At 41.8% G+C, this 13,505-nt stretch carries 13 protein-coding genes and 1 tRNA gene; 5 read left to right on the top strand and 9 right to left on the bottom strand.

What is annotated here, in order from left to right; all coding sequences use genetic code 11:
* Positions 1–132 precede the first annotated feature (132 nt).
* Positions 133–1,557, bottom strand: a complete 1,425-nt coding sequence (locus tag ACE1CD_RS05335; RefSeq protein ID WP_374798715.1) for a GUN4 domain-containing protein — start codon at positions 1,555–1,557, stop codon at positions 133–135.
* 188 nt (positions 1,558–1,745) lie between these two features.
* A complete protein-coding gene (locus ACE1CD_RS05330) occupies positions 1,746–2,126 on the bottom strand; it encodes a DUF4359 domain-containing protein (RefSeq protein ID WP_374822136.1) in 381 nt (126 codons plus the stop codon).
* Between the two features lie 106 nt (positions 2,127–2,232).
* Here ACE1CD_RS05330 and ACE1CD_RS05325 point away from each other — a divergent pair.
* Positions 2,233–2,305, top strand: a tRNA-His gene (locus ACE1CD_RS05325).
* Positions 2,306–2,341: 36 nt separating this feature from the next.
* Here the strand turns inward: ACE1CD_RS05325 and ACE1CD_RS05320 are convergent.
* The 4 genes from ACE1CD_RS05320 to fraC are packed head-to-tail and all read right to left on the bottom strand — an operon-like array spanning position 2,342 to position 6,092.
* Positions 2,342–3,673 (bottom strand): response regulator, encoded by a 1,332-nt coding sequence (locus ACE1CD_RS05320; protein WP_374822133.1) that lies wholly within the window; start codon positions 3,671–3,673, stop codon positions 2,342–2,344.
* An 18-nt stretch (positions 3,674–3,691) separates the two neighbouring features.
* A complete protein-coding gene (locus ACE1CD_RS05315; RefSeq protein ID WP_374822130.1) occupies positions 3,692–4,471 on the bottom strand; it encodes an ABC transporter permease in 780 nt (259 codons plus the stop codon).
* A 34-nt stretch (positions 4,472–4,505) separates the two neighbouring features.
* On the bottom strand, positions 4,506–5,552 hold the full coding sequence (locus tag ACE1CD_RS05310; protein ID WP_374822127.1) for a DUF5357 family protein: 1,047 nt from the start codon (positions 5,550–5,552) through the stop codon (positions 4,506–4,508).
* A gap of 18 nt (positions 5,553–5,570) precedes the next feature.
* Positions 5,571–6,092, bottom strand: coding sequence for a filament integrity protein FraC (fraC, locus tag ACE1CD_RS05305; protein ID WP_374822125.1), 522 nt, complete (start codon positions 6,090–6,092; stop codon positions 5,571–5,573).
* A 175-nt stretch (positions 6,093–6,267) separates the two neighbouring features.
* On the opposite strand from fraC, the gene ACE1CD_RS05300 reads away from it, so the two are divergent.
* Entirely contained in the window at positions 6,268–7,401 is a 1,134-nt protein-coding gene (locus tag ACE1CD_RS05300; RefSeq protein ID WP_374798703.1) for a cob(I)yrinic acid a,c-diamide adenosyltransferase, read from the top strand.
* Positions 7,402–7,529: 128 nt separating this feature from the next.
* Here ACE1CD_RS05300 and ACE1CD_RS05295 read toward each other — a convergent pair whose 3' ends face one another.
* Positions 7,530–8,261, bottom strand: coding sequence for a Uma2 family endonuclease (locus ACE1CD_RS05295; protein ID WP_374822122.1), 732 nt, complete (start codon positions 8,259–8,261; stop codon positions 7,530–7,532).
* A 179-nt stretch (positions 8,262–8,440) separates the two neighbouring features.
* Between ACE1CD_RS05295 and ACE1CD_RS05290 the strand changes: the two genes are divergently transcribed.
* Positions 8,441–8,860, top strand: coding sequence for a hypothetical protein (locus ACE1CD_RS05290; RefSeq protein WP_374798699.1), 420 nt, complete (start codon positions 8,441–8,443; stop codon positions 8,858–8,860).
* Positions 8,861–9,100: 240 nt separating this feature from the next.
* On the top strand, positions 9,101–9,916 hold the full coding sequence (locus ACE1CD_RS05285) for a phosphate/phosphite/phosphonate ABC transporter substrate-binding protein (protein WP_374798697.1): 816 nt from the start codon (positions 9,101–9,103) through the stop codon (positions 9,914–9,916).
* 34 nt (positions 9,917–9,950) lie between these two features.
* Here ACE1CD_RS05285 and ACE1CD_RS05280 read toward each other — a convergent pair whose 3' ends face one another.
* The gene (locus ACE1CD_RS05280; RefSeq protein WP_374798695.1) at positions 9,951–11,288 is read right to left on the bottom strand and encodes a tetratricopeptide repeat protein; all 1,338 of its coding nucleotides are present in this window, start codon (positions 11,286–11,288) and stop codon (positions 9,951–9,953) included.
* A 734-nt stretch (positions 11,289–12,022) separates the two neighbouring features.
* Here ACE1CD_RS05280 and ACE1CD_RS05275 point away from each other — a divergent pair.
* Positions 12,023–12,316, top strand: coding sequence for a hypothetical protein (locus ACE1CD_RS05275; protein WP_374798693.1), 294 nt, complete (start codon positions 12,023–12,025; stop codon positions 12,314–12,316).
* Between the two features lie 239 nt (positions 12,317–12,555).
* On the opposite strand, the gene ACE1CD_RS05270 is transcribed toward ACE1CD_RS05275, so the two are convergent.
* Positions 12,556–13,332, bottom strand: coding sequence for a Uma2 family endonuclease (locus ACE1CD_RS05270; RefSeq protein ID WP_374798691.1), 777 nt, complete (start codon positions 13,330–13,332; stop codon positions 12,556–12,558).
* Positions 13,333–13,505 lie beyond the last annotated feature (173 nt).

Genomic DNA, 13,505 nt, shown 5'->3' with positions numbered 1-13,505 from the left:
CAGGTATCAAGTCCTAAAATTCTCAGTAGCTGTGTCTGCTACAAATTGAGATAAATTCACAGTAAGGAAAAAAATCAAAATTTGATAACTTTTGTGCGATCGCACTTAATAGTTAAGTTGCTCATGTTGGCTTTAGGCAATTTGGCATCGGTCTAGCTTGGATGCCATGATCGCAGCGTGACGCCACCACTGATATCCGCCTATCCAACTCCGCGACGGTAGGTGTCCCAAAGGCGCTGATAAACTAAATTTTAAATAGGGGCTGCGAGCATCGTGACTTGGCCAACCGATGCGATCGCAAAATTGAGCGTAGTCTTCCTCTACCAGCTCGAAAATTTGTTTTTGCACGCTCCAACCGAAGTGCCCTTTGCTGAACTTCACCCACAGTCTGTCAATTATCTCCAAATCCTCACAAGGTAACTTTTCGATATCCCCTGTTTGTAGATAACTGCTGGGCGATTTTGTCAATATCTGACACATCACTGTCCAAGTTTCTTTATCTGCCTGTTCCCATTTACCGGCAGCGAGTAAATACTGTAACCTGCTGTAGTCAATCCCCGCTTCGGAAATCAAGTTACCGCGCTGTATCTGTCCAATTTGAGGACGGAAAAGCTTGGTAAAAAAGTTAACATTAGTAGGTGGTGGGGCTTGTTGCGGTTGACGAGGCGCTCTTGAGGTTACTTCCATCGCCTGCATAACTTCTGCAACAGATTTGTAGCGTTGGCTGACTGTACTTTTGACTAATTTATCGAGAATCCGACCCAAGCGATCGCTTACTTGTGTACCCGGCGGTAAGAAATCTCGCCACACCCAACGGTTTTCCACTGCATCAAACATATCCAAAGGCGGAACGCCAGTCAGCAAGTAAATGCAGGTAACGCCCAAACTGTAGAGATCGCTAGCAGGCAATGCTTTGCCCTTCATTTGTTCCGCTGCTACATATTCTGGAGTTCCTACCGCAGTGCCGGTACGATATAAGCCAGTATCGGTAATCACTTTGGCGACACCAAAATCGATCAGTATGAGTTTGCCATCTTTGCGACATCGCATGATGTTGGGCGGTTTGATATCGCGGTGGAGTATATTGCGATCGTGGACATATTTCAGCACCGGCAGCAAATCTCGCAACAATTCCCAAATCTGGGTTTCGTTAAACACACCCTTCTGTGACTCCTGTTGCAAAGTCTCTCCGTCTACGAACTCCTGTACCAGATAAAGCCGCTTTTGCTGCTCAAAGTGGCCAAGTAGCGCCGGAATTTGTGGATGTTTGCCCAATTCGTTTAAACGCGCCGCCTCTTGGTGAAATAATTGTGTCGCTTTTTTTATCACCAAAGTATTTTGAGTCCCCTCAAGATAGAGTTGCTTGATTACGCAACGCTGCTTAGAGGGATGATTTTCATCCACAGCTAAAAAAGTTCTGCCAAATCCGCCCTTACCAATAGGTTTGAGCGATCGATACTGCTGTTTGAGCAACAATGGGGAACCGCAACTCAAGCAAAATTGAGCGTTATCTGGGGCTTGGGGGTTATGGCATCCAGGGGTGAGACAGTAACTCATCTTTAGGGGCTAGGGGTTAGGGGTTAGGGCGTCGGGAAGAGCGGCTAGCGGCTAGGGCGTAGGGAAGAAGGAGAGCGGGAGAAATTTTGACTTTTGACTTTTGACTTTTGACTTTTGACTTTTGACTTTTGACTTTCGACTTTTGACTTTTGACTTTTGACTTTTGACTTTTGACTTTTGACTTTCGATCATTGGGCTTCGGCTTGATAGATGTAGAAATTTTGAAAAGCTCCTAATGTTTCAACGTGATAACCGGGTAGTAACGGGTGTACAGCTAAATCTGTGCTATAAATGCTGAAAAAGACAAAATTATGCCTATATGTATTCTCTGCTATGATACGCTTAAGTTTGGGACGCCCGGTATCAACGAGTTTTTTGCATTCGCGCTCTAAAAAGTTATTGAAACCTTTGGGAGCTTCGGTACAAACATTAGTTTTTAAGTAGTTGCTTAGCTGTCGGCCAGCATACTCTTCATAATCCGACTGGCTGGGATTGCTGGCTACCATCGATAACCCCAGTCCAGCTAAAGTTATACCGATCGCCAATTTGAGAATGTTTAAGCTTTTCATCGCGTTAACGGGTGTTTCAGTTCTAGGTTAGCCGAGAAAAATTTGCCAATATCAGCAAAGCTCTGGATCTATTTGACTGACAAGTGCTATACTAGGTAACGCAACGGCGAGCGTAGCCAAGTGGTTAAGGCAGTGGATTGTGGTTCCACCATTCGGGGGTTCAAGTCCCCTCGTTCGCCCTCCCATCGCAAGTTCAGGTAGCTCAACGGCATTGGCTAGTATTCGGTTTGATGTACTGGGATTTCGATCGCAAACTCTGCTCCGTGTCCCGGTGAGGAACAACAAAATAGTTGTCCTCTATGTTTTTGTACGACTATTTGGTAACTAATCGATAATCCCAGTCCGGTACCGCTACCGGGAGGCTTGGTCGTAAAAAATGGGTCAAATAAACGCGATTGTACTGACTCCGGAATTCCTGGGCCATTGTCTGCAATCCGAATTCTGACGGTATGGGAACCTATCAATTCCGTGCAAATACGAATAGTTGGTAATGGATACTGGCTGGTGGCTAGTGGATTAGATTGAGATCCGCTAGCCAGCAACGAATATTGAGTAACTTGTTTTAAAGCGTCGATCGCATTATTTAACAAGTGCATAAAAACTTGGTTGATCTCGCTTGCATAACAAGTAACTAAAGGTAAATTTCCATAATCTTTAATAACTTGAATAGGCGGATGTGTTTCTGTTTGGCGGAGTCGATGCTGCAACATTAGCAAACAGTTATCTATTCCCTCATGGATGTTGACTGGCTTCATTTCTGCTTCGTCAAGCCTGGAAAAGTTACGTAAGGAAAGTACCAGATGCTGAATGCGCTCTGCACCTCTGTGCATTGCGTCGATAATGTTATGCGTATCGTCAAGCAAAAAATTTAAGTCTATAGTGTCAACAATTTGTTGAATTTTTGCCGTGCTGTTGGGGTATTCTTGTTGATAAGCTTCTAGCAAGCTAAGCAAATCTATAATATAATCTTTAATGTAAGTGATGTTACCATAAATTAAATTAATTGGATTATTAATTTCATGAGCTATTCCTGCCACTAACTGTCCCAAAGCAAGCATTTTTTCATTTTGAACAAGTTGCACTTCGGCATTTTTTAATTCGCCTAGAGTTTTTTCAAGCAAAAAGTTTTTTTCCTGAACTTTTATTTGCAGCGATCGCAGTTTAAGCTGATTGCCAACACGCGACAAAACTTCTGCCTCCTGAAAAGGTTTGGTAATATAATCAGTAGCTCCAACATCAAAAGCTTTTACTTTGTCCAATACATCATTAAGAGCGCTAATAAAAATTACAGGAATATCGCGAGTTTTTTCATTTTCTTTCAACTTTTGACAAACTTCATAGCCATCCATACCGGGCATCATTACATCGAGTAATATCAGATCTGGCAACACAGTTAGGCACGCCGTCAGAGCCATCTGACCGTTTAAAGCTTTGCGAACTACGTACCCTTTTTCGGTTAGCATAGCTGACAAAAGGCGTAAGTTATCTCGTGTATCGTCAACTACGAGAATATTTTCTACGTAAGGTTCTGTGAGATCGCTGTTCATGTTATATTTTGCTCAAGCTTAAAATTGACGTCGAGAGAAAATGAGGGTAGAAATGCTTAACAGCAGCGCAATGTAAATCAATCCATAGATAAGATTAATCAGCATCACTCCCGCATGGGGGAATAGCTGAATACCATAGACCGCTTCATTTTTAAAATCCAATTTTGTTAAGTCTGGCAATACGAGGTAAATTCCTCGTGTCAAACTCTCTATGCTGGCATTTTTGGATATTTGACCCAATTTGACTAGATCTGGGCTAAGGTGTCCCATCAAATACACAGCTAAAGTTAAGAATGTTGCTAGTAGCGAACTGGTAAATACTCCAAATAAAATCGCCACAGCAGTTAGTAAAGAAAGTTCGATAAACAAATAAAAAATTGCAACTAATATGCTCCAGAACGGCGAAGAAATCCGGTTGAGTATAATAACTAAAAAATAAATTACGGTCATGGAAGCCAGCAGCACTCCCAGTACTGCCGACAAACCCAAATGTTTGCCAATAATAAATTCTGCTTTGCCGATCGGCTTAGCCATTAAGACTAGAACTGTCCGCTTTTCAATTTCTTTGTTTACCAGTCCGGTGCCAATAAATATAACCACGACTAAGCCAATTAAAGCAATGCCGGCCAAACCGATATCCAGGGTAATTTTGTTTTCGGTACCAGCTGCTATTCGAGGTAATAGCAGCGCAGCAGCAAAGAACACAATGGCGAATAAACCGACTAAATAGAGAACGCGATCGCGAATCACTTCTCGAAATACGTGCGTCGCTATTACTAATATCCTGGCGTGACTCATATCAATTTTAGTTTTTAGATTTTAGAGTATGATACTATGACTTTGAATACTTAGGTTGTCCCTTAATAGGAGAAGTAACAGGCCCACAGATAACTCTACTCAGGGTTACAGGTGAAGATGCCGCTATACTTACTACTGGGGTTGTACGATTGACAGCAGAACGCGATCGTCTCAATCTTAGGATATTCTCCCGCGTACTGGGTAAATAGCTGCCTTCTATAGGCACTGGTGAAATTCGACAAGTTTTTTTGATATGATAACCTTCAGGCATAGAACCCAGACCTTGCCACTTCCCTAACAGTTGTAGATTATACCCTATTTGGCTTGGCAAAAACTTAGTTTCAAAGATCCACATAGAATTTTCTTCAGCAGGAGGAAGTTTTTTCATTACTTCGTCTGCCAGAATTGCTACTCGCTTATCGGCATCTATTAACCATCTTTCCGTCTGCGGCCAAGGTTGATTATCTATTTGTGTTTTTATTTGAGACTCTATAGCGTCTAAAATGCTAGCACCTCTCGAAGTTGTATTCGATAAATATGCGATTTTTATCACAAATGTACTTTGACTAAAATTATCTACCAGCAAACTTGGATATCGTTGTAACCAGTCCTGGATGAAAAAGTTAAATTGTAACCAGCAACTAATCATAACGTGAATTAAAAATAATATTACCAGTCTTTGGCCACTTGCTGGCGAAGGAATTTTAAACTTTCCTTCCCGGTGTATCAATTCCGCCGTTACAGCAATAATTCCTGACAGAGTAGGCCAAATTACCAACGCAAAAGACTGTATTGTATGGCTGGAAATGCTAAACAAAAAAATAGACATCAATGCTCCAGAAATCCAAGGACTCAGAGCAATGCCACCGATAGTTAAAGATTTTTCTATTGCAAACAAAACCGAACTAATGAGTAAAAACAACCAGCTAATCAAGGCTAGTATGTTTTGTAAAGATGCTATTGTAAATAAAGCGATCGACCAAATCAAAAAACTGATGATAAATCCCGTTTGCCAAGAAAATATTTGAGGCGGTTTGATTAGCTTGACAAAAATACTTACCCATTTGCTTATTTCTTTCATTTTGCTCAAAAACGATAATTATAGTATTTGGATAAAAAAACAAAGCAAAAGTATAAGGCTTTGGCTGTAAGCATTAGCTAAGAAGAGGCTATTAGGTTCGATGACTTTAACCTTTGTAATCTGTGATTGAAAATCTGCCTTGTTTGAGACATTACTTTTAAGTATATTATTTAGTTTGATTAATAAATTTAAACTAAATAATTCAATAAAAAAACTTAATAAAAATACTAAAATAGCCAGTAATATTATATTAAAATAAATGCTAGTCGAGGGTAAAGATTGTGGAAATACAAAATTATCAAAAAGAATAAAATTAATTAACTCTTTTCGCAATAATTGAGGTAAAAATGGTTCCATAAAAAAGAAAGTCAGCCAGCCGAAGATAGTGGAAAATAAATTAATAGATGTTGCATACTCTAGGCTAACTCTACGGGATAAACCGAGCCTTTTCTCCAAAACGAATGATTCTACAGCGATCGCGATCGACAAAAACAAAATTTGGAACATAATCGCCCGCAGAGGCAAGACAACTATAAACATAGATATGAACGAGATAAATTGTAGATTTTAGACAAAATTTACATCTTAAATCCAAAAATTAGTATTTTCTAACTCCGAGTCACCATTTTATATTGCCTAATCTTGAATAAACACTAATGATTGTGACACGATTAGCTATATATTAGTTAATTCTGACAATCTCGACTACTGAAGTATGACTAGAACGGGAATTGGTATTCGCACGGCTCAGATACGTCCGGAACGCATCCTGGGACAAATACACGTATACGATGGCGCGGGTAAAGGAAAATCTAGAGCAGCGCTGGGAGTGGTTTTGCGATCGATTGGATTGGGTATCAATGCAAAAGTTTACAATAGAGTGTTGCTGCTGCGTTTTCTCAAAGGGCCGGGACGTACTTACGATGAAGATGGAGCGATCGCAGCTTTACAGCAAGGATTTCCCCATTTAATCGATCAGGTGAGGACGGGGAGAGCGGAATTTTTCGGGCCAGAGGAAATAACCCGGTTCGATCGAATCGAAGCGCAACGCGGTTGGGACGTGGCCAAAGGAGCGATCGCTTCCGGCTTGTATTCGGTCATCGTCTTAGACGAACTTAACCCAGTTTTGGACTTAGGTTTGCTGTCCGTCGATGAAGTTATCCACACCCTCAAACACAAACCGGAACACTTAGAAGTAATTGCTACAGGTAGAGCCGCACCGCAAGCGCTGCTGGATATCGCCGATTTGCATTCGGAAATGAAGCCTCACTACCATCCCATGTCTTTAGAACAAGGCATTGAAGGTATAGAAATTTATACTGGTGCCGGTAAAGGCAAATCTACCAGCGCCTTGGGAAAAGCTTTACAGGCGATCGGCAGAGGTATCAGTCAGGACAAATCTCACCGCGTCCTGATTCTACAATGGCTCAAAGGTGGCGCAGGCTATACAGAAGATGCGGCGATCGCCGCCTTGCAGCAAAGCTACCCAAATCTAGTAGACCATCAACGCTGCGGGGGAGATGCGATCGTTTGGCGCGGACAACAGCGAGAGATAGACTACGTAGAAGCAGAACGAGGCTGGGAAATCGCCAGAGCTGCGATCGCTTCCGGTCTGTATAAAACTATCATCCTCGACGAACTCAACCCCACTGTTGATTTAGAGCTGCTACCCCAAGAACCGATCGTGCAAGCGCTGCTACGCAAACCTCGCGATACGGAAATCATTATCACGGGTAGGTGTTTAAATACACCAGCTTATTTCGATTTGGCCAGCGTTCACTCGGAAATGATCTGCCACAAACATTATGCCGATCGAGGAGTCGAACTCAAACGCGGAGTGGATTTTTAACAGGCGATCTCAAAAATGTTAATAATTCAAGTTGCAGCTTTAGATTAAGTAGGGTGCGTCAACCGATCGAGAACTTTCAGAAACCGGGTTTCTTGAAGAAACCCGGTTTTTTTGGAGAGCAATTTTCGTTAAAGGTTCGGCAAATTATTGGGATCGATACCCTGAGATCTCAAATAAGCCATCAGCCTTTCTTTTTCCTGACGTTCCTGTTCGATTTTTTCTAGCGCCCAAAGTAACAAATTACCATCTTTGTCCCACCATCTTAACCAATACCCAGTTCTGCCTTCTTTTGTGCCTTGCCAAGTTCCCAAAAATAATCCCATTGTTTCAATCCAATGCCGACCGTTTTCATCTGGTTGCTTTAATTCATAGCGCCCATTTTCCAATTGATAATATTCTAATATTCCGCCGTCTGGGTCAAATATCGCGTAAATGGGAATTTGCAATATCTGTTCGTAAAAAAACCATTTTCCTGGTGGATAGGTGCGTTTAACCGAATATTCGCCACCATCTTTATCTGATAAAAATTCTATGCCGATCGCTGGTACTTCCCCTTCTAAATTGGGTGTATAGCTTTGGCGGTCTGGTAAAACTTCTTTCACTGATGCTACATATACCCAATCTGGTGCTTTGGCGATAAATTGCCCGTTTATTGTCGCACACAGAGCAAAGTTAGAGGCGATTAACATTTGGGGTTGAATGAAGCCACCGATTTCTAAACTTTCCCGTAAAGCACCTGCTAAAAGTGGCTGTCCTGTATTTTCCACTGGTTCATCCTCTAACTGGAAATCATCGGGTAGAGCCTCCCAAGAAATGACTATTCCTGGGGGTGATTTGGTTTCGCTGAGTAGAGTTGCCATAAACGCTACTTTTGGGTTAATTTGTTTTAATTTTATCAAACTTTTAGTGGTTAGGTTTTGAGCGAGATTCAGAAACCCGGTTTTTTAGAAAAACCGGGTTTCTAAAGCCTTAAAGAGTACTTGCTATTTCTTACCTAAATGAGGCAATATAGGAAAAAATCATATCTATAGGTCAACCTATGCCGCCAAGCCGTAGATTAGCTGACTTAGAAAAAACGTTAGAGTTGTGGTACGAGCAACTTGGGGGGTCAGAAAAGGCTCTCCCGATGACTTTTGACCCCAAGGTATATACCGCAATCAACCAGGACATCCGAGTACAGATTTTACCAGAAATTCGCAAGTATGAAGCTGAATATTGGCAACTGCTGACGCAAGAAGCACGCCATTGCGATGTGCCAGAAGATGATGCGAGTCTTGCCATTGTAGAAATTGTGCCAGAAGTTGAAATAATTCAAAGCCAACCGAGTGCTAAGTATCCCGATGAATTGATTAAGTTGTTATTGGAAATTCGGGATAAGTTGAACGAACCTGGGACACCTGCGGCGGCTAAGGCGAAATTCGCTTTGAGTTTAGTTCTGTGTCTATCACCAAAAATTTGACTTTCCTAAGCTTGCTCAATATACTCCCTGTTTGAATTTCATTTAGGATCGCTATAGTAAGGATTTGTTTAGCGGAATATTCGAGTTAATTGATTGGTTAAAAAGGGCAGATTCATACTATAAAAAGACGTTATTACCATTAGAAGATGGTTTTTGAATTAGTAGGATATATTGAAACAATTTTAGCTTAAAATAATAAATTCCAATAGATAAACTGTACATTAAGAAACAAGAAGTTTTATGAGCCGACCTCAATCCCTGAAGCTGTTGTCCTATCTATCGCCTAATATGTTTTGGTTTTACGAAGCAGTTGGTGCTTATCTTGAGCGTGTCTTTGCTCTAGAAACGCAGATTGTCCAGAGCGTTGTCGATCCCCTGTGCGATCGCGCTATGTGGGATGAGGAATTAGACATGGTTTTTATTTGTGGTTTACCTTTTATTCGATATCACCGTCAGGCCCCTACTCAACTAGAAGCGTTAGTTGCCCCAGTGATGCAAGCAAGCCGCTATCAAGAGCGTCCAGTTTACTTCGCTGATGCGATCGTCAATGCTGCCAGCGATATCCAGAACTTTGACGACCTAGCAGGAAAAACCTTGTGCTATAACGACAAAGGATCTAACAGTGGTTATAATCTCCTGCGTTATCGTCTGATCCAGGGGAGATACTCCAGTAATTTTTTTGGCAAAGTTATTCCATCAGGTTTCCATCAACGTTCTATTAAATGGGTCGTTGACGGGTTGGCTGAATGTTCAGTCATTGATAGCACTGTTTTGGAACAAGAACTACGCAACTCCCCACAATTGTCACAACATTTGCGGATAATTGAATCGCTTGGCCCATGTGCAATGCCACCTGTCGTTGCAGCCAAGCGGTTAGGAACAACATTTATCGATGAGTTAAAATTTGCACTCCTTAATCCAGATCTAGAATTACAATCGGCAATGGAGCGAGCACAAATCAAAGGCTATGCTGCTGTATGTTTAGAAGATTATTTTCCGATTGGTAGGATGTATGATGCCGCCGTAGCAGTGAATTTTGAAATTGGAGAGTCTTGAGTTCTTATGCTCAAGACCAGAATGTTCCTCATGTTTAACTTGCCTTGAGTACCGATCCTAAATTGTTGTAGCTTAAGGTTAATTCATGGGAACGTAAGGGAATATAGCGGCGAGATGTCACGCGCTTATTGAGCAAACGCAGTGCCGTATGGTTGTGTTCGTTACGCAACCAGGCATCAAGATAAATCTGTTCAAACAAATCCCGTTGAGCATGGCTGCCGCCAACTTCATGCAGACGTGGTAAAACTGCTCCAATTTGGGCGTAAGCTTTAATCCAATTTCCTTGAGCGTGAGCGACCATTCCCTGCATAGCTGGGATCGTTACCTCCCGCCAAACTTTTTGTACAAAAGGAAATGCTTTATTGACGTAGGTTTCTACACTCAATAGCATTTGTTGCAACAGTTCGCCTCGCTCTGCTTTAGCAAGCGCATACACGTAATGCAAATCTTGAAAAGGTAAAGTATGTTCGCCAATGCGAGAATTTAAATAAGTTGCCAGTTCTTGCCAGCGAGAACCCACATCTACGCCTCGTAGTTCCAAGCGCAAGAGCAATGAGATAGCCCCTACTTGGTCTTTGGAAGATTCTTTAGTGGCTCTACCCCAGATGTATCGATCGTAAAGTGCTTTAACTTTGGGAAAATCTTCTTTTTCCAAATAATAAAGCGCGATATGCCACCAATTATGAGTCAATAACATGGAATTGCAACTTTCCCAAGTGTCGCTAAAGCTTTCCATCCAAGCGATGCCTTCATCGATCCGTCCTTGTGTTTCCATCACATGAGCCACTGCATGTTGCGCCCAAGGATCGTGACGGTTGATTTCTACTGCACGCTTTCCTACTGCTTCGGCTTCTTCAAGACGGTAGCATTGCTCTAAGCCAAAGGCTATCATACCGTACAGGTAATGATTATCTCGAAAAGCTGGGATAACTTTTTCCGCAATCATCAGCAGACGCATAGAGTTTCCCATATAGAAATAGTGATATTGACCCATTTGAACCGAGAGTAGGTCGTGTGGATATTTTTTGGCAATTTCTTCATGGCGATCGAGTGCTTGCTGAATATCCCCTTGCGCCCAAGCTAAGACGGCACGGATGTAAAGCTGTTCGCGTTCCGTTGTACGTGCCATGTACTTTTGCGCCTCAGCTAGATAGGGTGTAGCTTGAGAGCGAGTTGAGGCGCTTTCCTGGGTGAGGTAATAAGTGGCTGCGTAAGCCTGAGCGATCGCGCAAGTCGGATCGGCAGCAATTGCATCTAAGATCGCTTGGGCATCTTTCCCATAGCGAAGTGAGGCATCGATAAAGCGTTCGATCGCGGAAAGCGCCTCTGCGGAATTTGTTGTAATTGGAAGTCCATTGGAGCCTTTTAACATCTGCTGAATTTAAACTCGCTATAAACTACGGTAAATCGGTAGAGATAGTGTACTTTCTATGGAAAGTATGCCGCACCTTATGGAAAAAAGCAAGTCATTACAGATAATTCGATGACCTTTGGCGAATCTGGTTGCCAAACATTGCTAAAGGGGAGACAACTATCAGTAGACCGAAAAGTTTTGCGATCGCCACAGCACAATGGGCCGACAATGGTTGGTAAGACTAAGTAAATTGTATTTTTGAATACAATTTACCCAGCTATAGGGTCTAGGGATTATATAACTAAATTTAATGGTATGTCAGCGTTAGGCCACCCCTCTCATGGCCATCAGAATCGTTCTATGAAGGCTTTTTTATTGATGTCTGTTAAATTAAATACGTGAAAAATAGCTGTAAAACTAAAGGAGAATTACTTTGGAGAATAATTCTAGCCGTCCCGCATTAACAGACAGGCAAACTTTAGATACCGTAGTTAATTAATTGTTTAAGCGAACATATTCCCATATCGACGCAAGGAAGCTGCCATCAAAAAACTATATTTGAAATTTTAATCAGAGCAGCAACTCAAAAAGATAGTATAGAAAATACAGCGCGGGTATTAACAAATGCGCCCAGCAGTAATAATATCCGTTATCATTTAGAAAAATATGATAATCTACCAGACTTAGAAACAGCTTTAAATCAAGCGTTACAAAGCCAGTTACCTGAGCGTTTGCGCCAAAGTTCACAAAAGGTGGCAATTGACTTTAACTTAATTCCCTATTATGGGAGACCATCGTCAGCCGAATTACCATTCGTTTATAGAAGTAAAGCGAAAAATGGCACTTGCTCATTCTATGCTTATGCTACATTATATGTGATTAAAAAAGGTAAACGGGTTACACTGGCAATTAAAGCTATCCGTCGCCAAGATACTAAAGTAGCAATTCTTACTTACCTTTTAGCGTTAATTGAGCCTTTAAAGCTGGAAATCAAAGCTTTGTCTTTAGATAGAGAATTTTTTTGTGTGCCAGTAATACGCAAGTAGATCTGCGAGTTTGTCAATTACATTTTGATAGTGAAATGCGATATTTCTAGGAGAGGCTATGCGATACGTTGCTACCCTATGCGCTTACGCGCAGGCTACGCCAACGGAAACGCCTGCGGCTAACGTAACAGGCTTCGCCAACGCACCTACTTGAGTGAGAGAGAATAGCGATCGCTTTTTTTAGATGTAGTGAAAGTGCGATCGCTTAAGCATCAGCCTTTCTATTGAGTGCGATCGATCTAAAGATCTGGATCTATCCCCAACTCTCGCAATTGTTGAGCTAATCGATCGGCACGTTGAGCTAATTGTGCGGCACGTTGAGCTTCCTGGGAGGCACGTTGAGCTTCCTGCGCGGCACGTTGAGCTTCCTGGGAGGCCCGTTGAGCTTCCTGGGAGGCACGTTGAGCCTCAAATTTAACCTTTTCTTCAGGCGTCAAATAACGTTTTCCCTCTGCGTCATACCAATATAACCATTCTCTCGTCACCCCAGAATAATTTCCCCTTTCGCAGCCAATTCCTAAACCTATTTCCGGCATCCAAACTGGATTTCCTGATTGTAACTCATACTTGCCATTAACTAACTTATGGACTTCCAAATGTGGTTTGCGGCGACGACGGGAGGAATAAATGACGTAATAAAGTATGCCTAATTCTTGATATTGAGCTAATTTATCACTGTATTCCTTCCGATAGTTTTGGGAAACGACTTCTAGCACCAAAGTTGGTACAACATTTTCATCCCACAATACATAACTGGGGCGCAATTCTTCATCATAAAATCGTTCCACACCTAAACTTAAGAAAGCATCTGGCACGATCGGGGGTTGGTCAGGGTGATAATAAATACCCATATCGATGCCAAAAAACCAATCCATGCGTTCTGCCCAAAGGATGAGCAAAATTGCCTTTAGCAACCCCGGTATTAATTCTTGCAGTTCGTTATCCACAGGTGTCTCATCAGAGTCAGGTAGTTCTTCAGCAGAAGGTAAATATCTCGACAAGTCGTACTTTAACATAGCGGCTTTGCCCAAAACTCACTTACAGGTCTTAATTTTATCAATTTTTTTTGGTTAAATTGTAGGAGCAATTTATGAATTGTCCTTACAATCAGATTTGAGTATTGCGAGCTAGTTCGGGTAAAAACTCTGGAAAATGTGGAATAAATTTTAATGTGATATCGGCACATTCA

Origin of the sequence: Aerosakkonema sp. BLCC-F183, from assembly GCF_041929145.1 — a bacterium.
GTDB lineage: Bacteria > Cyanobacteriota > Cyanobacteriia > Cyanobacteriales > Aerosakkonemataceae > Aerosakkonema.
The sequence above is the reverse complement of the archived record's forward strand: the minus strand, read 5'-3'. Positions and strand labels throughout refer to the sequence as shown.

Excerpts from the sequence above, each read along its gene's own strand:
- ACE1CD_RS05335 (WP_374798715.1), bottom strand. The coding sequence starts at position 1,557 with ATGAGTTACTGTCTCACCCCTGGATGCCATAACCCCCAAGCCCCAGAT.
- ACE1CD_RS05330 (WP_374822136.1), bottom strand. The coding sequence starts at position 2,126 with ATGAAAAGCTTAAACATTCTCAAATTGGCGATCGGTATAACTTTAGCT.
- ACE1CD_RS05320 (WP_374822133.1), bottom strand. The coding sequence starts at position 3,673 with ATGAACAGCGATCTCACAGAACCTTACGTAGAAAATATTCTCGTAGTT.
- ACE1CD_RS05315 (WP_374822130.1), bottom strand. The coding sequence starts at position 4,471 with ATGAGTCACGCCAGGATATTAGTAATAGCGACGCACGTATTTCGAGAA.
- ACE1CD_RS05310 (WP_374822127.1), bottom strand. The coding sequence starts at position 5,552 with ATGAAAGAAATAAGCAAATGGGTAAGTATTTTTGTCAAGCTAATCAAA.
- fraC (WP_374822125.1), bottom strand. The coding sequence starts at position 6,092 with ATGTTTATAGTTGTCTTGCCTCTGCGGGCGATTATGTTCCAAATTTTG.
- ACE1CD_RS05300 (WP_374798703.1), top strand. The coding sequence starts at position 6,268 with ATGACTAGAACGGGAATTGGTATTCGCACGGCTCAGATACGTCCGGAA.
- ACE1CD_RS05295 (WP_374822122.1), bottom strand. The coding sequence starts at position 8,261 with ATGGCAACTCTACTCAGCGAAACCAAATCACCCCCAGGAATAGTCATT.
- ACE1CD_RS05290 (WP_374798699.1), top strand. The coding sequence starts at position 8,441 with ATGCCGCCAAGCCGTAGATTAGCTGACTTAGAAAAAACGTTAGAGTTG.
- ACE1CD_RS05285 (WP_374798697.1), top strand. The coding sequence starts at position 9,101 with ATGAGCCGACCTCAATCCCTGAAGCTGTTGTCCTATCTATCGCCTAAT.
- ACE1CD_RS05280 (WP_374798695.1), bottom strand. The coding sequence starts at position 11,288 with ATGTTAAAAGGCTCCAATGGACTTCCAATTACAACAAATTCCGCAGAG.
- ACE1CD_RS05270 (WP_374798691.1), bottom strand. The coding sequence starts at position 13,332 with ATGTTAAAGTACGACTTGTCGAGATATTTACCTTCTGCTGAAGAACTA.